General features: G+C 38.3%; 19 protein-coding genes. 16 read left to right on the top strand and 3 right to left on the bottom strand.

Going from position 1 to position 20,493, the window contains the following annotated elements; translation table 11 throughout:
• Nucleotide 1: 1 nt before the first annotated feature.
• From LBE40_RS06585 to LBE40_RS06515, 15 genes are all read left to right on the top strand, one after another.
• The gene (locus tag LBE40_RS06585; protein ID WP_004858471.1) at nt 2-601 is read left to right on the top strand and encodes an invasion associated locus B family protein; all 600 of its coding nucleotides are present in this window, start codon (nt 2-4) and stop codon (nt 599-601) included.
• 809 nt (nt 602-1,410) lie between these two features.
• Nucleotides 1,411-2,721: a Ppx/GppA phosphatase family protein gene (locus LBE40_RS06580; RefSeq protein WP_004858475.1), complete on the top strand. Its 1,311-nt coding sequence runs from the start codon at nt 1,411-1,413 to the stop codon at nt 2,719-2,721.
• A gap of 32 nt (nt 2,722-2,753) precedes the next feature.
• On the top strand, nt 2,754-3,476 hold the full coding sequence (locus tag LBE40_RS06575; protein WP_004858478.1) for an RlmE family RNA methyltransferase: 723 nt from the start codon (nt 2,754-2,756) through the stop codon (nt 3,474-3,476).
• 179 nt (nt 3,477-3,655) lie between these two features.
• Nucleotides 3,656-4,681 (top strand): GTPase ObgE, encoded by a 1,026-nt coding sequence (gene obgE, locus LBE40_RS06570; protein ID WP_004858481.1) that lies wholly within the window; start codon nt 3,656-3,658, stop codon nt 4,679-4,681.
• Nucleotide 4,682: 1 nt separating this feature from the next.
• On the top strand, nt 4,683-5,822 hold the full coding sequence (gene proB / locus LBE40_RS06565; RefSeq protein ID WP_004858482.1) for a glutamate 5-kinase: 1,140 nt from the start codon (nt 4,683-4,685) through the stop codon (nt 5,820-5,822).
• A 49-nt stretch (nt 5,823-5,871) separates the two neighbouring features.
• Nucleotides 5,872-7,128 (top strand): glutamate-5-semialdehyde dehydrogenase, encoded by a 1,257-nt coding sequence (locus LBE40_RS06560; RefSeq protein WP_004858484.1) that lies wholly within the window; start codon nt 5,872-5,874, stop codon nt 7,126-7,128.
• 29 nt (nt 7,129-7,157) lie between these two features.
• Nucleotides 7,158-7,751, top strand: a complete 594-nt coding sequence (locus tag LBE40_RS06555; protein WP_004858487.1) for a nicotinate-nucleotide adenylyltransferase — start codon at nt 7,158-7,160, stop codon at nt 7,749-7,751.
• Between the two features lie 41 nt (nt 7,752-7,792).
• Nucleotides 7,793-8,236, top strand: a complete 444-nt coding sequence (rsfS, locus tag LBE40_RS06550) for a ribosome silencing factor (RefSeq protein WP_040296864.1) — start codon at nt 7,793-7,795, stop codon at nt 8,234-8,236.
• Between the two features lies 1 nt (nt 8,237).
• Nucleotides 8,238-8,720 carry a 23S rRNA (pseudouridine(1915)-N(3))-methyltransferase RlmH gene (gene rlmH, locus LBE40_RS06545; RefSeq protein ID WP_004858491.1) on the top strand — a complete coding sequence of 161 codons (483 nt, stop codon included), beginning with the start codon at nt 8,238-8,240 and terminating at the stop codon, nt 8,718-8,720.
• A 176-nt stretch (nt 8,721-8,896) separates the two neighbouring features.
• Complete coding sequence (locus LBE40_RS06540) at nt 8,897-10,075, top strand: murein hydrolase activator EnvC family protein (RefSeq protein ID WP_244548700.1); 1,179 nt, start codon at nt 8,897-8,899, stop codon at nt 10,073-10,075.
• Nucleotides 10,076-10,087: 12 nt separating this feature from the next.
• A complete protein-coding gene (locus tag LBE40_RS06535; RefSeq protein WP_004858497.1) occupies nt 10,088-11,398 on the top strand; it encodes a S41 family peptidase in 1,311 nt (436 codons plus the stop codon).
• 40 nt (nt 11,399-11,438) lie between these two features.
• Nucleotides 11,439-11,960, top strand: coding sequence for an RNA pyrophosphohydrolase (locus LBE40_RS06530; RefSeq protein WP_004858500.1), 522 nt, complete (start codon nt 11,439-11,441; stop codon nt 11,958-11,960).
• A 111-nt stretch (nt 11,961-12,071) separates the two neighbouring features.
• A complete protein-coding gene (locus LBE40_RS06525) occupies nt 12,072-12,632 on the top strand; it encodes an invasion associated locus B family protein (protein ID WP_004858501.1) in 561 nt (186 codons plus the stop codon).
• A gap of 352 nt (nt 12,633-12,984) precedes the next feature.
• Complete coding sequence (locus LBE40_RS06520; protein WP_004858504.1) at nt 12,985-13,278, top strand: YggT family protein; 294 nt, start codon at nt 12,985-12,987, stop codon at nt 13,276-13,278.
• Between the two features lie 24 nt (nt 13,279-13,302).
• Complete coding sequence (locus tag LBE40_RS06515; protein ID WP_004858505.1) at nt 13,303-13,620, top strand: DUF167 domain-containing protein; 318 nt, start codon at nt 13,303-13,305, stop codon at nt 13,618-13,620.
• A 36-nt stretch (nt 13,621-13,656) separates the two neighbouring features.
• Here LBE40_RS06515 and ppa read toward each other — a convergent pair whose 3' ends face one another.
• From ppa to mgtE, 3 genes are all read right to left on the bottom strand, one after another.
• Entirely contained in the window at nt 13,657-14,187 is a 531-nt protein-coding gene (ppa, locus tag LBE40_RS06510; RefSeq protein ID WP_004858507.1) for an inorganic diphosphatase, read from the bottom strand.
• Nucleotides 14,188-14,255: 68 nt separating this feature from the next.
• On the bottom strand, nt 14,256-16,082 hold the full coding sequence (typA, locus tag LBE40_RS06505; RefSeq protein WP_004858510.1) for a translational GTPase TypA: 1,827 nt from the start codon (nt 16,080-16,082) through the stop codon (nt 14,256-14,258).
• 590 nt (nt 16,083-16,672) lie between these two features.
• Nucleotides 16,673-18,049, bottom strand: coding sequence for a magnesium transporter (gene mgtE / locus LBE40_RS06500; protein WP_004858512.1), 1,377 nt, complete (start codon nt 18,047-18,049; stop codon nt 16,673-16,675).
• 311 nt (nt 18,050-18,360) lie between these two features.
• Between mgtE and LBE40_RS06495 the strand changes: the two genes are divergently transcribed.
• Complete coding sequence (locus tag LBE40_RS06495; RefSeq protein ID WP_004858515.1) at nt 18,361-20,385, top strand: M3 family metallopeptidase; 2,025 nt, start codon at nt 18,361-18,363, stop codon at nt 20,383-20,385.
• Nucleotides 20,386-20,493: the final 108 nt, after the last annotated feature.

Raw genomic sequence — 20,493 nt, 5'->3', positions numbered from 1 at the left:
AATGAAAAAAACTAATATCATTGTAAAAAAGAAAAATATTTTGGTAATTTTGTTTGCCCTAGCTTTAATAGGCAAGGGTGAAAGCCTTGCCAATGAGAACAGTAGTATTTATACGGTGCAACCACCGCATTTATCTATTCCTAAGGGGGAACGTGGTGAAACACGTCGGATCATTATGCAATTTTATCATTGGACTTTGATTTGCGATGAAAAAGAGGATGAAAAACAAAAGCTTAAGCAAGGTATATGTAATGTGACTCAGACTGTTCATGATCAGGAGGATAATACTATTTTTAGTTGGTCTCTTGTTTCTACGAAAAATGGTCAAGCAATAATGCTCTTTCGCACATTGCCAAATACTGATACAAATGTTCCACTTCAAATGTTTTTGGAAGGCGTTAAAAAACCTCTCCTCATTCATTATACGCAGTGCAATGAAACGGTCTGTTTGGCTCAATCGCCTGTAGGAGCAGTTCTTAGTAAACAAATAGAGCAAAACAAAAAAGTACGTATTTCCTATAAGGTTAAAGAGGGAAAGATATTTTCTTTTATTGTACCATTTAAAGGGTTAAGTGCAGCACTTAATTCTTTACAACGGTAGACTGTATAGCAAAGCTTTAGTAGAAATTTTTTCATAAATTTTTGCATTGTATTTTCAGATCTAAATGAAGAGGCAATGAATAAGAAGTCTTATACAATATATTATATAGATGATTTATTCAAACAAGGCTTTATTTACAAATGTAAAATCATAATAAGCTGTTTCTATATATAATAGAAAATCAGTAGTGAGTTTTTTAACAGATTTTATAGAGTGCGTTATATTAATTGTTAACAGTAAAAAATCACTGAGAGTAATCAGTTAAAAATAGTAGAAATACGGCTTTCTCTCAGACAAGGAGAGGATTAATTTATTTTCTTTGAAAGCTTCTTATAGATTTGTAGAATGGCCTTCTTTGACATTAATAACTCCCCATTGAAGTATTGAAGTTATTTTGATGGTGGTGGCATAAGTACTCAGTCATTCTATAAAACGCAATTATAACGCTGTTATCCCGTGAATACAAAGAGAAATTATATTTCGAAAAACTCTCTAGCAGTATAAATTAACCCTTTTACAATAGAGGTGCATTCTATACAAACTATAAAAAGAGAAGCTAGAAAGTTAGAAAAATGAATGTAAACGATTATTTATGTTTTCAAGTTCATAAAGAGAAGCACGATTTTGTGGAAACAATTACAAGATTATTCAAAAACCTGAATGATGCTAGTGTAAAAAATTTGATAATAGAAAAATAGGGAATGTTTTCTTGTTATTTGTCATTTAATGCTGCATTGTTACTTTATTAATTGAGCAGAAGAGTTCTCGTGTTTGTTTATTGGGGGAAAACGCTTAAAGGATAAGGAAGAATGACCCCGTTAGATTATGGTTCAAAAGAATCAAAGCGAGCAAGTGCGTATGATACCAGAGCAAGGCAATTATATGGGCAACGTGGGTGCAATCAAAATAATCATTCTGCATTGTTACAGATGGGGACGCACTCTATTTCTGTTGATATAAAGAAACAACAGCGAAAAAGGCGTTGGAAACAGAAACAGGTACTTATTCAATCAGATACAGCTCTTGAACTCCAAGGGCGAGCAATTTTAGGTGTAAAAAAAACAAAAAGCCCAAAAACATATTTTCTTCCACGAGTCTCTCAATTAGAATCTTCGCCTCTTTATGCGGCACTTGATTTGGGGACGAATAATTGTCGCCTTCTTATTGCATCTCCCACTAAACCTGGGTATTTTCGTGTTGTTGATGCCTTTTCGCGTATTGTACGATTGGGAGAAGGTCTAGTAAATAACGGCTTCCTTAATATACGAGCTATGGATCGTGCGATTGAAGCATTAAAAATTTGTCATTTAAAGTTAAAACAAAGGCGTATTAAACGATATCGTTTAATTGCAACGGAAGCTTGTCGTTCGGCGGAAAATGGTAGACATTTTATTCAACGTGTTTTGGATGAAACTGGCCTTAAATTGGAAATTATTGATCGGGAAACAGAAGCCCGTTTTGCTGTTTCAGGATGTGGTACGCTTGTTGAGCCAAATACTGATGCAATTGTGCTTTTTGATATCGGAGGAGGGTCATCGGAAATTGTTCTTCTTGATGTTTCACAAAAGCGTTCTTTTCGTTTAGCCGAACAGATTGCGGCTTGGACTTCTCTTCCTGTTGGTGTTGTTACGCTTGCTGAACGTTTTGGAGGAAATGATGTTAGTTTAGACGATTTTGAAAAAATGAAAAGTTACGTGCGAGGTCTTTTAAATAATTTTTCAGATCGATACAAATTAGGAGCTTTAGCGCAAAGTTCAAAATTTCATCTTTTGGGAACCTCTGGCACGATTACGACTTTAGCAGGAATGTACCTTAATTTAGAACGTTATGATCGAAGACGTGTTGATGGCATTTGGATGAATGATGCAGACATTACTCTTATGATGAAACGTTTATTGTCATGGGACATGAGAAAACGAGTAAGTAATCCTTGTATTGGGCGAGAGAGAGCAGATTTAGTGTTAGCCGGATGTGCAATTTTAGATGTTATTCGAGAAGTTTGGCCCAGTAAACGATTAAGAGTTGCTGATCGTGGATTGAGAGAAGGAATTTTGATAGAGCTTATGTTGCGTGATGGTGTATGGTGTCGCCATAGGAAAAGAAGAGGTATAAAACGTTAGCAGCTATCAGAGTATGGAGACAATGAACAACTATGAAAAAAATGACAAAAACACCGACGGGTGGATATGGGGGGTCGGGATCGCATGAATTATATCAACGCGTGAAGAAAAAGGCAGGAACTATTAAAGCGTCATCACGGCGATGGTTAGAGCGACATCTAAATGATCCATATGTCCATCAGTCGAAAATAGATGGTTATCGTTCGCGTTCTGCCTATAAACTTATCGAAATTAATGAGCGCTATAAATTTCTCAAAAAAGGACAAAAGGTTATTGATTTGGGAGCGGCGCCGGGGGGGTGGTGTCAGGTTGTTGGGCGTCTAGTAGGATCCAGTAATGAAAAGCCTAGCGTGGTTGGTATTGATTATTTGCCTATTGACCCGTTGCCTGGGATTGTGATGCTGGAAATGGATTTTTTGCATGCAGATGCACCACAGAAATTAATTGATGCTTTAGGAACGAAGCCGGATGTAGTCCTTTCTGATATGGCCGCACCAACAACAGGACATCGCCAGACAGATCATTTAAGAACGGTTCATTTATGTGAAGTTGCTGCTGATTTTGCTCTTTCAGTTCTCAAGCCTAGAGGGCATTTTTTAGCAAAAGCCTTTCAAGGTGGAGCAGAAAACACCCTGCTCACGACATTAAAACAGAATTTTAAAACAGTTTATCACGTTAAACCCCCCGCAAGTAGAGCAGAATCAGTAGAGCTTTACCTTTTAGCACTCGAATTTAAAGGAAAAATAAAAGGATAATAATAGTTTCTTCTTTTCAAAAGGCTTAAGTATACTTGCATATTTAAATGTGAGGATATTCTCAAAAAGTTGTCAGTGATATTGTTTATAGTTTTTCTTTTATAAATGATGAAAAACTGGTAAAATTATTGCATTGCCTGTAGAGGTTAAGGGGATTGATTCCTCAGTGAGCATTTCTAATGAAATTTCTTGATCAAGCTAAAGTTTATATTCGTTCTGGTAATGGAGGGGCAGGGGCAGTATCATTTCGTCGTGAAAAATTCATCGAATTTGGAGGCCCTGATGGAGGGAATGGAGGACGAGGTGGTGATGTTTGGGCTCTTGTTGTTGATGGGCTCAATACGCTGATCGATTATCGCTACCAGCAGCATTTTAGAGCAAAAACAGGGGGGCATGGTAAGGGGCGTAATATGACGGGTGAAAAGGGTGATGATGTCATCCTTAAAGTACCGGTTGGGACGCAAATTTTTGAAGAAGATAATGCAACGTTAATCTGTGATTTAATTGAGGTTGGACAGCGTTACCGTCTTGCAAAAGGAGGAAATGGCGGTTTTGGGAATCTTCATTTTACAACGTCTACGAATCGGGCACCTCGTCGCGCAAATCCTGGTTTAGCTGGAGAAGAGCGAACATTGTGGCTTCGTTTGAAGTTAATTGCTGATGCGGGACTTATTGGTTTGCCAAATGCTGGAAAGTCAACTTTTTTAGCTTCCGTGACAGCTGCAAAACCAAAAGTTGCAGATTATCCTTTTACTACTATCCATCCTCATCTTGGTGTTGCACGTATTGATGCTCGTGAATTTGTTTTAGCTGATATTCCTGGTTTGATTGAAGGAGCACATGAAGGTGTGGGGATTGGAGACCGTTTTTTAGGGCATGTAGAACGTTGTCGTGTTTTATTTCATTTGATTTCTGCTCAAGAAGAAGATGTGGCAAAAGCATATAAAGTTGTGCGTAATGAACTAGAAGCATACGGGAACAATTTGAGTGATAAAACTGAAATTGTAGCTTTGAGTCAAATAGATACTCTCACTATTGAGGAGCGTAACGCTAAACAAGAAGTTTTGCAAAGAGTAACGGATAAATCTGTGATGATGTTTTCTGCGGTCAGTCGTGAAGGTTTAGAAAATGTGCTACGTGCTGGGGCGCATATTATTGAAATGGCACGTAAAGAAGATGCTGGCGACGATATCAGGGTTGATTAAGATGACTGTTGAATTGCAAAAGCTTGCGCATTATAAACGCGTTGTAGTTAAAGTTGGATCTGCACTTTTGGTTGATCCTCAGACAGGTTTACGCGCTGAATGGCTTAAAAGCTTGATAAGTGATGTTGCTAATTTGCGCCAACAAGGTGTTGAGGTTTTATTAGTATCTTCAGGCGCTATTGCTTTAGGAAGAACATTGCTACAGCTTCCTAAGAGAGCTTTGAAATTAGAAGAGAGTCAAGCATGTGCAGCTTTGGGGCAAATTGAATTAGCAAAAACATATAGAGATGCGCTTGCTCAATATGGATTAAAAACGGGTCAAATTTTGCTCACTCTCTTCGATACGGAAGAGCGACGACGTTATCTTAATGCACGTGCTACGATTAATGTGCTTTTACGTTTTGGAGCGGTGCCTGTTATCAATGAAAATGATACTGTCGCAACAAGCGAAATTCGTTATGGTGATAATGATCGTTTAGCGGCACGTGTGGCAACGATGATGGGTTCAGATCTTTTGATACTTTTATCAGATATTGATGGTCTGTATACGAAATCTCCTCATCGTGATCCAACGGCTGAATTTATACCCTTTATTGCATCAATTACGAGTGATATAGAAAAAATGGCTGATGTTGCTGCTTCAGAGTTTTCTCGTGGAGGAATGAAAACCAAGCTTGATGCTGGGAAAATAGCGAATTCCGCTGGAACGGCGATGGTTATTACTTCAGGTAAACGTATGAATCCTCTTGCAGCAATTGATAGAGGAGAACGTAGAAGTTTTTTTGCTGCCAGTGAAAAGCCCGTTAATGCTTGGAAAACATGGATTTCTGGTCATTTAGATCCATCTGGCATTTTGACCATTGATCAGGGAGCGGTTAAAGCTCTTGAATCTGGAAAATCATTATTAGCTGCAGGAGTTGTTGCGGTTGAGGGGAGATTTCATCGCGGAGATACGGTTGCAATCATTGATGCAAATGGAATTGAAATTGCTCGTGGACTTGTGAGTTATGGCAAGGATGAAGCTGTACGCATTATGGGGTGCAAAAGCGAGGAAATTGAAACTATCCTTGGATATGAAGCATGCTCTGCTATGGTGCATCGTAATGATATGGTTTTACGCTGCTTGACCGATTCTGCTTAAAAAAGTTATCTTTTATCTTATTGATCGTTTTAGCAGAATGGATGATATTATGGCTTTAGAAGAACAGATGAAAAACATGGGGCGAAAAGCACGCCATGCCGCCACTGTATTGGCGGTTATGTCTTCTGAACAAAAGAACAAAGCATTAGAAATGATAGCTTTAAATCTAGAGGCTCAGTCAGCTGAAATTTTACGGGCTAATCGTCAGGATTTAGCGGATGCTGCTCAGAATAATTTGAAGGCAGCAATAGTTGATCGGCTCAAGTTAGATGAATTGCGTTTACGTGCAATCATAGAGAGTGTTCGCCAGATTGCATATTTACCTGATCCTGTTGGACAAGTTATGAGTGAATGGACACGCCCAAATGGGCTCCATATTAGTCGTGTCCGTACACCCCTTGGGGTGATTGGCATTATTTATGAGAGTCGACCAAATGTTACAATTGATACAAGCGCTTTATGTTTGAAAGCAGGAAATGCTGCAATTTTACGTGGTGGTTCGGATAGTTTTCATTCTTCCCATGCACTTCATTCGGCATTAGTGAGAGGATTGGAGGAAGCTGGTTTTCCTAAAGATGCCATTCAAATGGTTGGAACAACAGATCGTGATGCTGTTGGAGAAATGCTCAAGGGACTGGACGGTATGATTGATGTTATTATACCTCGTGGTGGGAAAAGCCTTGTTGCACGTGTTCAGTCTGATGCACGTGTTCCGACTTTTGCGCATTTAGAGGGGCTCTGTCATATTTATATTGATCAGTCGGCAGATTTAGATATGGCCCGTAATATTGTTGTAAATGCAAAGTTGCGGCGGACAGGTATATGTGGTGCTGTTGAGACAGTTCTCATTGACCGCCATGCATTAAGAAAGTTTCTTCCTGTTCTGACCGCTTTACAGGAGAAGGGATGTGAAATTCGTGCAACAGAGGATATTGTTTTTCTTATGCCAGATGTCAAATTAGCCTGCGAAGAGGATTGGTCACACGAATATCTTGATGCAATTCTTTCTGTTAAAACAGTAGAAGGTATTGAAGGAGCTATTGCGCACATTCAGCGTTATTCATCAGGACATACGGAATCGATTATTGCTGAGGATATGAGGGTGGTAAAGAACTTTTTTAATCGTTTAGATTCGGCTATTTTGCTTCATAACGCATCTACACAATTTGCTGATGGAGGTGAGTTTGGTTTTGGGGCGGAAATTGGTATCGCAACAGGAAAAATTCATGCGCGTGGTCCCATAGGTGTTGAACAGCTGACGTCATTTCAGTATCATGTTAAAGGAAGTGGACAGGTTAGGCCTTGAAAAATCCATTTCTTCCTTGGAAAAATCGCATGCCGCATGTTGAAAGGTCCAATGTTGTGGGCCTTTTTGGTGGATCTTTTAATCCACCGCATGCTGGACATCTTCTTGTCGCAAAAATTGCAATTCGGCGTTTACGTCTTGACCAATTATGGTGGATGGTAACGCCAAAAAATCCCTTAAAAGATTGTACAAACTTATTATCTTTAGAGGAGAGAATGGGACTAAGTGTTGAACTCATTGATCATCCGAAGATCCGCGTAACAGGTTTTGAGCAGGCTATAGGTAGTAAAGTATCAGTAGATACGGTTTCTCATATTCTTGCGCATTACCGAGGGGTACGTTTTGTGTGGGTTATAGGCGCAGATAGTTTTGCATCGATTCACCATTGGTATCGATGGCATGATATCATATCTATGCTTCCTATCGCGATTATTGATCGTCCTTTTATGCATACGTCAGCACTCTCTTCACCTATGGCTCATGTTTACCGTTCTTTTCGTTTAGATGAGAGAGAAAGCATACGATTACCTTTTATGAAACCACCGGCTTGGACTTATTTACATGGACCTTTATCTTTTCAGTCTTCAACGAATCTTCGTTTAAAGGAGAATGATTTTTCTTGAACATTTTATAAGATTCTGCTTCTCTTTTTTCTATGTTCCAAATGATAAGAAAGGATATTGGTCTGGAAAACATTTTACAGAAACACTCTTACAGTATGACATCTTCGGCAGACAAAAAAATCTTTTCTGTCAGCGATGGTCTTAAAATTATTCTCAAAAGTTTAGAGGATACAAAGGCAGAAGACATCGTCTCCATTGATATTCAGGGTAGATCGTCCTTAGCTGATTACATGGTCATAACTTCAGCAAATTCACAACGTCATGTATCTGCTGTTGCTGACCATTTGTTATGTGCTTGGAAAGACAATGGGTACGGCTTTGCAAATGTAGAAGGGCTTGCTGGAGGTGATTGGGTATTGATTGATACAGGTGATATTATTGTTCATATTTTTCGTCCGGAAATTCGTCTCTTTTACAATTTAGAAAAAATGTGGCTTGTACCAGAGTTAAACAATATAAAATCGGTTCTTTTTGGAGATCATTAACATGCAAATTTCTATTTTTGCTGTTGGTCGCATGAAGAAAGGGGCAGAGCACAAATTGGTTGACCATTATTTGGATCGTTTTTCTAAAAGTTCTGGAGCTGTGGGATTTCATTTTAAAAAACTACAGGAAATATCAGAAAGCCGTGCACAAACAGCATGTCAGCGTATGGAAGAAGAAGGAAGAAAGCTTATCGAGTTTTTGCCTGAAAAGTGTCGATTAATTGTGTTGGATGAGCGCGGAGAGACGATTTCATCATCTGCTTTTACTGAAAAATTGGAGTTTTATCGTGATGAAGGTATTCGTGATCTCATAATTGCGTTGGGAGGACCTGATGGGCATAATGAACAGATAAGAAATCGTGCTGATTTTCTTTTGTCTTTTGGTTTTATGACATGGCCGCATCAAATTGCGCGTATACTTCTTACAGAACAGCTTTATCGTGCTGTAACAATTGCGAGCAATCATCCGTATCATCGTTTTTAATATTTTTGTGCAATTTTTAGCACTTATTTATGTATTTATTAATATTGTTTTAGCTGGCATCGTTTAAAGCATCGCTGATTTATGTGATGATGCTTAATGGTTGGGCAATGAAAAAGCTTCTTCATAAAAAGATGCAATGTTTATATGAGGAATGCGTGATATTTATAGTACTGTTTTTGAGTATATTTTTTTGCTTTTCTGTATCCCATGCTGAAGATACAGTAAGCAGTGTAGAAGCAGCACATAAAGCGTTGGTAGAAATTCGCCAAAATATTTCACTCTCACGTGAGCGTGTTATTTTTCTTACGCGTCAAGTTGAGCGTTTAAAAAATGATCAACGTGCTTTGAGTGATGCACTTATAAAAGCTGCTAAAGCAGAACGCGCAGCAACAAATGATATTGTTGAAAGGGAGGAAAAGCTTAAAAAAATGATAGAGAAACAGGCACAAATTTATCAAAGTTTAAAAAATAATCGCGCTGAATTTGCAGAAGTCCTTGCACTCTTAGAACGTATGGGGTTAAATCCACCTCCTGCTCTTATGGTGCGGACTGAGGATGCATTAGCTTCTGTCCGGAGTTCTGTTTTATTAGGGGCTATTGTATCTCAAATGCAAAAAAAAATACAGGTTTTAACAGCAAGCCTCAAGGAGTTGACTAATTTGCGTCATTCAATTACCACAGAATATGCAGCACTAAAGACTAAAATGCAAAATCAAGTAGAGCAGCAAAAGCGTTTAGAGCTTTTATTAGATGAAAAAGCCAAATTACAAAAAAAGTCAGAAGAAGAACTTACAGAGCAGCAACAAAAAAACATTATTCTCGCTAAAAAAGCGCAGTCTTTGGAGGAATTGATTTTAGAGCTTGACCGTCAATCAAAACTTAGTTCTGATGTCTCAGTACAGGTACAGAAAAATTTACAATTGTTAGAGCAAGCCAATTTTGAAAGCCGAAAAGGCTCTTTACTTTTTCCTGTTGCGGGAAAAAAAATTCAACACATGAATAGTAGTTCGCAGATTACACGCTTTGGTGAAATGATTGAAACAGAAGCAGCAGCTGTTGTTATATCACCTGCTGATGCTCTTGTTGCTTTTGCTGGACCATTTCGTTCTTATGGACAATTGATCATTCTTAATGTTGGAAATGGTTATCATATCGTTCTTATTGGGATGTCGAGAATCAACGTCACTCAAGGACAGTTTGTTCTTGCAGGTGAACCTCTTGGAACGATGGGGATGCAATTTATTGCGAACAGTGTTGCATTGGATATAGGCAAAACGACTCCGATGCTTTACATTGAGTTTAGAAAGCAGGGGAAGCCTGTGAATCCAACTCCTTGGTGGCAGACTGAAAAATAAGAAGGAACCAAAATGATTCGTAAAATTATTCTTTTGGTCGCTGGGGTATTGCTCGGCGCCAGTTCAATGATTATGGTGCAGTCTGTTGCTGCCAATAATGAAGGTGATGCGTATAAAGAGCTGGCCATATTTGGCGATATCTTTGAACGCGTACGTATGCAATACGTGACGGTTCCAGATAATAAAAAGCTTATTGAAAATGCTATCAATGGGATGCTAACATCTCTTGATCCTCATTCATCTTATATGAACGCTGAAGAAGCCAAGGAGATGCGGGATTCTACAAAAGGAGAATTCGGAGGGCTCGGTATTGAAGTTACTATGGAGAAAGGCTTAATCAAAGTTGTGTCCCCAATGGATGATACACCTGCTTCAAAAGCAGGTATTTTGGCAGGGGATCTCATTTCAAAAATTGATGGTGTACAGACCAATGGTCAAACATTGAATGAAGCTGTTAATAAAATGCGGGGTGCTCCTGGAACACCAATTACGTTGACAATTATTCGTTCTGGTGTTGATAAGCCGCTGGAAATTAAGGTTGTTCGTGATATCATCAAAGTGAAGGCAGTGAAATATCGCGTTGAGGGTGATATTGGATATTTAAGACTCATTCAGTTTTCTGAGCAGACTTTTGGCAATCTTCAGGCTGCAATTAAAGATATTCAGTCTAAAATTCCTCAAGATAAGTTGAAGGGGTATGTTCTTGATTTGCGACTTAATCCTGGTGGTCTTTTAGATCAAGCCGTTAGTGTTTCGAGCGCCTTTCTCAATAAAGGTGAGATTGTATCGACTCGCGGGCGTAAAAAGAGTGATGTGACAAGATTTGATGCTAAGCCAGGGGATATCATCAATGAAAAACCTCTTATTGTACTCATTAATGGCGGTTCGGCAAGTGCTTCTGAAATTGTTGCAGGTGCATTACAAGATCATCGTCGTGCTACAATTTTAGGTACGCAATCTTTTGGTAAGGGATCTGTTCAAACGATCATTCCTTTGGGTGAAAATGGTGCTTTACGCTTAACGACAGCACTTTATTACACGCCGTCAGGTACTTCAATTCAAGGAACTGGGATTACACCTGATATTATTGTAGAGCAACCACTACCTGAAAAATATAAAGGCTATGATGTAAAAATTGGTGAATCTGCATTGAAAGGGCATATAAAAGGGAAGCGAGAAAATAATAAGGGGTCTGGCTCGGCTGCTTTTGTTCCGCAAGACCCTAAGGATGATGTTCAATTGCGTGAGGCTTATAAGCTGTTACGCGGTGAAATGGCACATGCAGCATTTCCACCAGATCCCAATAAGGATATTTTAAAGTGAGAAAGAATGGATGCAGCTTATGCTTTTGGTGAATAATTGAATGGATGCGGTGGTTGATTTGACAGCTCTTCCTTATCGGAAATGTGTTGGGATTGTTGTATTTAATCGTGCAGGTAAAGTTTGGATTGGGCGCCGTTTAATGACGTCAGCTCATGCTGATACCGACATGTCTCATCGTTGGCAACTCCCTCAAGGAGGAATCGATGAAAACGAGGAGCCATTAGAGGCGGCATGTCGTGAACTTTATGAAGAAACGGGCATCAGATCTGTAAAATTGATTAAAGAAGCACAGAATTGGTTCCAGTATGATTTTCCACAAGAACTTGTTGGGTGTACGTTGAACAATAAGTATCGTGGTCAAATACAAAAATGGTTTGCTTTTCAGTTTACGGGGGATCTTTCTGAAATCACCATTAATCCCCCGCCAGATGGTAATAAAGCAGAATTTGATCAGTGGAAATGGGCTGATCTGGAAACTCTTCCTTCAATTGTAATTTCTTTTAAAAAGCATGTTTATATGAAAGTTGTCGATGAATTTCGAGGTAGCCTTAAAAGATTATAAAGGCTATATAATTATAGAAAGCTCTTTTTTTATTAGGGTGCTTTATATTATGTATAATCATTAAAAGATAATAAACATGTTTTTCTTTTATGTAAAGAACTGGAATATAAGATGAAAAAGTTATTTAATTTACTTATGGTTTTTACTCTTTTGAGTATTTCTTCTGTAGCATTTGCTTCAGGTTCAAAGTCTGCTGAAACGAAAGATGCAGCAGCTACATTGCCAAATGGTGCTTCTTCTTTGACTGAAACTTACGGCTTGTGGACTATTAACTGTGGTATACAAGAGGGAAAAAAAGTTTGTTTTATGCACCGTCAAGAGGTAAATGATCAGGGTCGTGTCGTTGTGGCTATGAATGTTATTCTCAATGCTGATGGTATTGTATCTGGTAATTTAACGGTTCCTTTTGGCATTTTGGTCTCTAAACCTGTTCGTTTACAAGTTGATGAAGGGAAGGCTGCTATCGAAACGGGTATTCGGACGTGTGTACCAGCAGGTTGTATTGTTCCAATAGTATTTGATAAAAATCACGTGGCAGCTTTACGTGCTGGAAAGCATTTAAAGTTGGCTATGACGATTGCTGCTCCAGGTGAACCACCTTTGAATGATTTATTCGTTCAGTTGAATGGTTTTAGCAATGCTCTTAACCGTTTGACTGCTTTGCAAAAATAATCTAAAAATACAACAAAGGCGGCCTTTAAAGGCCGTTTTTAGTTTAAGTATTTTTTGTCTCGTACTTACGGTTGGAATGACGAGATTGTTGTATAATGGATATTCAGAGTTTTTTTAGTCCTCGGGTTATTCGCCGTTGCTATTGTTTTGGCCAACTATTTTATTTCGATATGCGATATTTTTAATTAGGTTTGTCATCGTGATGGTATAAAGGTGAAGAATTTAGACGTTTGGATTTTTTATTTATGAAAAAATGAACGTTTAAGTATAAACATTGTTCGAAAAACAGACTTATTTTAATAAAAACTCTATATACGATTTTCTATTTCTTGGATTGAAAGAGGGATAAAGCATGGTTTATACATTGCTTAAAGTGATTGATCTCGTTTTCGATATTTATATTGATATTTTAATCGCAAGTGTCATTTTTTCTTGGCTTTATATATTTAATATCATAAATGCGCGCAATCGCTTTGTTGTTTTGATAAGAAACTTTTTATATCGCCTTACGGAACCCGTTCTCAGTTGTATTCGGCAGATTTTGCCAAATCTTGGAACAATTGATATTTCACCTGTTGTAGTTTTCATAATTATTTATTTTATTCGTACATTTATGTGGCGCGTTTATGCAAATATGTGTCTATAGAAATCTCGTATGAGACGTATGAAGATGTTTCACCAATTTGATTCGAATGGTTTGAGTTTGTTTGTATATCTCATTCCTAAAGCTTCCGTTGATAGAATTATGGGGGTTGAAAGCAGGGATAATGGAAAGCAATATTTAGTTGTACGCCTTCGTGCTGTTCCTGAAGATGGAAAGGCAAATAGAGCTCTCATTAAATTTCTAGCGAAGCAATGGAAAATTCCATCCTCTTGTATTTCTCTGAAAAGTGGTACAACATCTCGCTACAAACAGCTTTACTTTTCAACATATTTGGAAGAGCTAAAGCAAATATGGCAATCTTTAGAAGAATATACCTCAAAGTAAAAGCCCATTCAAAATGGGCTTTATTTTTTGAAAGAATTATATTTCTTTATTGCGCTCAATAGCTCGCATAATCAGTTCACGGGCAAAACTTTTATCACGCCATCCTTCAATTTTGGCCCATTTCCCAGGTTCAAGGTCTTTGTAATGTTCGAAAAAATGCGCAATTTGCTTTAGTGTAATTTCAGGAAGATCTGTATAGTCATGAATATTGATATAGCGTTTTGTTAATTTGGGAGTAGGGACAGCAATAATTTTTTCGTCTTTACCACCATCATCTTCCATAATTAGAGCCCCGATGGGACAAACATTAATCACACAACCAGGAATAAGTGGACGGGTATTACAGATAAGAACATCAATGGGATCACCATCATCTGAAAGAGTATGTGGGACAAAACCGTAATTTCCGGGATAAACCATTGATGTATGAAGAAAACGATCAACAAATAACGCTTCTGATTTTTTATCCATTTCATATTTTATTGGTTGACCACCAAGAGAAACTTCTACAATGACATTGATATCTTCTGGTGGATTTTTACCAACGGGGATTTCTTTAATATTCATGTAAATATCCTTTCTGGAGTGTGGTGACGCTAAGTACAATAAAACATTCGACCGAGTAAGTCACAAAATTAGCTTGAAGTTGATGCACGTGTTTTTTCAAAACGTTTGCGTTCATTGGGGTCCAGATAGAGTTTGCGCAGACGAATATTTTTAGGAGTTACTTCTACAAGTTCATCATCTTGTATCCACGATAGGGCACGTTCTAATGTCATTTTAAGTGGAGGGGTTAATTTTACGGCTTCATCTTTTCCAGAAGCGCGCATATTGGTCAGTTTTTTTCCTTTTAAAACATTCACTTCCAAGTCATTATCACGTGAGTGTATACCAATAATCATACCTTGATAGACTTTAACGCCAGCATCGATGATCATAGGTCCACGGTCTTCGAGATTAAAAAGAGCGTAAGCGACAGATTCACCGCTATCATTTGAGATCATAACACCATTCACACGACCACCAATATCTCCTTTATAAGGTTCATAGGCGTGGAAGAGACGATTCATAATTGCTGTACCACGTGTATCCGTCAAAAGCTCTGATTGGTAGCCGATAAGACCTCGCGTTGGTGCGTAAAAGACAAGGCGGACACGATTACCCCCAGAAGGACGCAGCTCAACCATTTCAGCCTTACGTTCGGACATTTTTTGAACGACAGTTCCGGAATATTCCTCATCAACATCGATAACAACTTCCTCGATTGGTTCAAGAGTTGTTCCGTTTTCATCTTTTTGCATAACGACACGTGGACGTGAAACACTAAGTTCAAATCCTTCACGACGCATATTTTCAATGAGAACTGCAAGTTGCAATTCCCCTCGCCCTGAAACGTAGAAAGAATCTTTATCGGCTGATTCTTCAATTTTAAGGGCTACATTACCTTCTGCTTCTTTTAATAAACGATCACGGATGACACGACTTGTTACTTTATCGCCTTCAGTTCCTGCAAGGGGACTATCATTGACAAGAAAACTCATAGTAACAGTAGGAGGGTCAATTGGTTGAGCAGTGAGGGGTTCATTGACAGCAGGGTCACAGAAAGTATCAGCAACGGTACCTTTCTGTAGACCTGCAATTGCTACGATATCACCAGCAATACTTTCTTCAATGGGTTGCCGTTCTAGCCCACGAAATGCCAAAATTTTTGAAATACGCCCAGTTTCTAAAAGTTTTCCATCTTGTCCAAGAACTTTAACACTTTGATTGGATTTTATAGAGCCCGAATGAATGCGCCCAGTAATAATTCGTCCCAAAAATGGATCTGCTTCAAGAATAGTTCCGATCATACGAAATGGTCCTTCTGCTATACTAGGAGAAGGGACATGGCGGATTATAAGGTCAAATAGAGGGCTTAGCCCTTGATCTTTTGGCCCCTCAGAGGTTTCAGCCATCCATCCATCACGGCCTGATCCATAAAGAATAGGAAAATCAAGCTGTTCATCGGTTGCATCAAGAGCCGCAAAAAGGTCAAAAACTTCATTGATAACTTCATCAGCACGCGCATCAGCTCGGTCAATCTTATTGACAGCAACAATTGGGCGTAATCCTACTTTTAAGGCTTTCCCAACGACAAATTTTGTTTGTGGCATGGGGCCTTCAGCTGCATCAACAAGCACAATTGCTCCATCGACCATATTTAAAATACGTTCAACTTCTCCACCAAAATCGGCGTGCCCCGGTGTATCAACAATGTTAATTCGGGTACCTTGCCAAACAACGGACGTCACTTTTGCTAGAATTGTAATTCCGCGTTCTTTTTCAATGTCGTTTGAATCCATCATACGCTCACTGGTACGCTGATTATCGCGAAAGTTCCCTGATTGTTTGAGAAGCTCATCTACGAGTGTTGTTTTGCCATGATCAACGTGGGCAATGATAGCGATATTACGCAATTGCATAAATTTTCTTCTTTTCTTTAATGAGATTTCACTTGAGGTAACGCCTCTGCGGTCTTTACCTTACTACTACAAAATCTTTTACATGTTTTTTTATAATTTTGGAAGAGGAGGAAATATTTTTATGGCAAAGTGTTTGCAAAGGCTTTTGATATTCTATTGGCTTGGAAAAGTTTTCTTAAAAACTTTTGAGTATGTGAGCACTTTATATGAGATATGCACGAAGAAAACCACTAATAAAATTTGTTCTCTTATAGTCAAAGTGTGCACCTTACCTATATCAATATCGAAATTTAATGTAGCTTCGTGTTGATAATGTATTGATTTATAATGATATAGTTATTGTTTTCGTATGTAAATAGTGCATTAACGTATATGAAATTTTTTCTAAAACTGCTGATATAGGTATGCTAAGAACAGCTTTTGTTTATTCATAATTAAGAGCTCCTAAAAGAATGCACTATAACAATATCACAGGGTTTTCTTTAAGATGTGTGATGCTATTTTGTGTTTTTAAGAAATTAATGTGCTGTTCAACAGTTGTTTACATAAAAAGATTTTAGATGCATGAGATGCGTTTTTTGCTTGCCATGTTAGAGTAGAGTGCCAGACAAGATAAGGGAAGCTACAGAAAAGTAGATAATAATTCCCATGACATCCACTAAAGTTGCGACAAGGGGAGCTGAAGCACTTGCTGGATCAAATCCAAGACGTTTCAGAATAAAAGGAAGCATGGAACCAGACAAGGAACCAAATGTAACAATTCCAACTAAAGCTGTGCCTACTGTTATGGCAATGAAAATCCAATGTTCACCATAGTTGTAAATACCGAGTTCTTGCCAAATAGCAATACGCATCATTCCAATAACTCCGAGTAAAAGGCCAAGAGATATCCCTGCTGGAATTTCACGGAGGATAATTTTCCACCAGTCTTTGAGTGTGAGTTCACGTAATGCTAGTGCGCGAATAATGAGGGATGTTGCTTGCGAACCGGAGTTTCCTCCCGAGCTCATGATAAGAGGAATAAATAGTGTGAGAGTGATGACTTTTTCAAGCTCTGTTTCGAAATATTGCATAGCACTGGCTGTCAACATTTCGCCAAGGAAAAGTAAAGCAAGCCAACCACCACGTTTTTTCATCATCCCTAAAAAGTTGATTTGCATATAGGGTTTATCAAGAGCCTCCATACCTCCAAATTTGTAGGCATCTTCACTCATTTCATCAACCATTGTATCAAGTACGTCGTCAACCGTCACAATACCAATAACATGGTTACAGTCATCGATAACTGGTACAGAGAGAAGATCATGACGCTGAAAAAGACGAGCGATGTCTTCATGATGTGTAAAGGGCGATATTGTAATGGGTGTGTCATGTGTAGAGACGTTTAGAATTTGATCATCAGGAGAGGCAAGGATAAGGTTACGCAGTGAAACCGCCTTGAGAAGAGTGCTTGTTTTGGGGTCAATAACATAGCTTGTATAAACTGTTTCACGTGTTCGTTCAACATCCCGAATATGATCCAGAGTTTTTTTTACGGTCCAGTTTGCTGGGACAGCTATAAATTCTGTTGTCATCAGTGCACCTGCTGTATGATCAGGGTAACTGGTAAGTTTTTTTAGTTCAGCACGCGTTAAGGGTTTGAGCAATGCATAAAGTTGCGTGCGGGTTTCTTTATCCATTTCCTGAAAGACATCAGCAGCAGCATCAGCAGACATGCCATCAAGAATTTCAATGGAACGATTTACAGGGAGAAGTTCGAGAATAGCTGCAGGTTGTTCAAGTTCGGGCTTGTCAAAGAGTTCAATGACATACTCAAGAGGCAAAAGGCTAAGAATAGCTACACGTTCCATGATATCGAGATCATTGATGATATCAATCGAGTCAGCAAAATGATAATTCTTTAATTCTTCGGCAAGAGCTTCTGGAGAAGAATTTGTGAAGTCGAAGGTCGTTTTAATTTCAGTCATGATAAAGTACCTTCTGAAAGATTGGAGAATTATAAATTCAGATCATGGATAGGATAAAACAAAAGTTATGGAAGATTTAAAAAAATGCTCCTTAAACTATACTTCCAATTGTTAATATTTGAAATAAAGTTAATGATAGATTGCAGGTTATAAACAATTTCCTTAATCAAGTACGTAAGGATTCTTATTTTTTCTGCCAAAATAGAGGTCTGAAAGGGACTTTTGAAACACACTAAATGATTTTAGTGTATTATTTTGTGTCGTAAAGGTAATTGTTACACTTTTATTTATAATTGGAGATAGAGAGTATTATGACAAAAGTAGCAGTGCTAGATTGGAAGGGATTTTCAGGGCTTCCTGATTTTTCGTCAATAAGTGATGAAGATTTCTCTCCCGCTTTTGAACAGGCACTTCAAGAAGCAGAAAAAGAAATAGAGATGATAGCAATGGAGCGAGAAGCACCAACGCTTGAGAATTTTTTGCAACATTTTGAGCTTTGTGGCAAAGCGCTTGATCGTGTATGTTCAATATTCTTCTTGCGCACAAGTGCTCATAGTAACGCATTGATTCAGCAGTTAGAGCAAGACTTTGTTGTAAAACTTTCTCATTATTCTTCAAAAATTATGATGGATACACGGATATTTGCAAAAATAGATGTGCTTTATAAACAGTCGCAGCAAGGTATGTATGATAGTGAAACGACACGTGTACTTGAATTATGGTGGAAAAAGTTTGTTTGTAACGGTGCAAAACTTGATGAAAAAGGTAAAAAACGACTTGTTGAAATTAATGAAAAGCTTGCTTTTTTAAATGCTACTTTTGGTCAGCACGTCTTAAAAGATGAAGCTGAATGGGTTTTGTTTTTAGAACAAACAGATTTATCTGGTTTGCCTGATGATCTCATTGCTTCAATGAAAGAAATGGCATGCGAAAAAGGAAATGAAGGAGCTTATGCCTTAACATTAGCACGCTCAGTTGTTGATCCTTTTTTGAAATTCTCTCATCGTCGTGATTTGCGTGAAGTAGCATTCCAAGCTTGGTCTAAACGTGGTGAAAATAATAACGAGAATGATAATCGAGCGATTATTTTAGAGATTGTTGCACTTAGAGATGAGAAGGCTAAATTATTGGGGTATAAATCTTTTGCAGATTTAAAACTTGATAATACCATGGCTAAAAGTGTTAATGCGGTTATGAATTTGCTTACACCTGTATGGGAAAGGGCAAGAGCTAAGGCTTCTAGCGAACAGATTGAATTGCAAAACTTTGCGAACAATCATGGAAGCAATGAAACTTTAAAAGCTTGGGATTGGCGTTATTACGCTGAAAAACTTCGCGCTGAAAAATTTTCTTTCGATAGCTCTGAAATTAAATATTATTTTCAGCTTGATCGCATGATTGAAGCGGCTTTTGGAGTGGCAGAAAAACTCTTTGGCATTACATTTGAAGAAAAAAATGCTATTACAATTTGGCATCCTGATGCGCGTTTGTGGGAAGTAAGAAAATCTGATGGAAGTCTGCTTGGACATTTTATTGGTGATTATTTTGCGCGTTCATCAAAACGGTCTGGGGCGTGGATGAGTAGTTTGCAGTCACAACATAAACTGGATTGCGGACAAAAGCCTATTATCTATAATGTTTGTAATTTTGCTAAGCCACCCAAAGGAGAAATTGCCCTTTTATCACTTGATGATGCGCGCACACTTTTTCACGAATTTGGACATGCGTTGCATGGTTTACTTTCTGATGTAACATGGCCATCTGTAGCGGGAACATCGGTTTCGCGGGATTTTGTTGAACTTCCTTCTCAACTTTACGAACATTGGTTAACTGTACCAGAGGTTTTAAAATCTTATGCTACGCATATAAAAACAGGGCTTCCTATGCCACAAACATTGATGGATAAAGTTTTATCAGCACAGACATTTAATGCTGGTTTTTCTGCCGTTGAATTTACCTCATCAGCCTTAGTGGATATGGCTTTTCATCAAGGCGAAAAGATAACTGATCCAACAATGTTTGAGCGTCAAGAATTAGAAAAGTTACAAATGCCTGATACAATTATTATGCGTCATCGTCCTCCGCATTTTACGCATATATTTTCAGGAGATGGTTATGCCGCTGGTTACTATTCTTATATGTGGTCGGAAGTACTTGATGCTGATGCTTTTCAGGCTTTTGAAGAAACGGGTGATGTTTTTAATTCAAAGCTTGCTGATAGGTTGAAACGTTTTATTTACTCGGCTGGAGGAAGTTGTGATCCAGAGGAGCTTTATAAAGCTTTTCGGGGGCGACTGCCTTCACCGGAGGCAATGATTAAAAAACGTGGACTATAAATTATAACGGTATGGTCTAAACCATACCGTTGTTATATTCTTTTCTGCGGTTGAGATTAATGAAAATCTTTACTCCATCATGGTTCTCTGAGCAGAGATTTTTTATTT

Origin of the sequence: Bartonella taylorii, from assembly GCF_023920105.1 — a bacterium.
Lineage (GTDB): Bacteria > Pseudomonadota > Alphaproteobacteria > Rhizobiales > Rhizobiaceae > Bartonella > Bartonella taylorii.
Note: the sequence above shows the minus strand (reverse complement) of the source record. Positions and strands in the feature narration are given on the sequence as shown.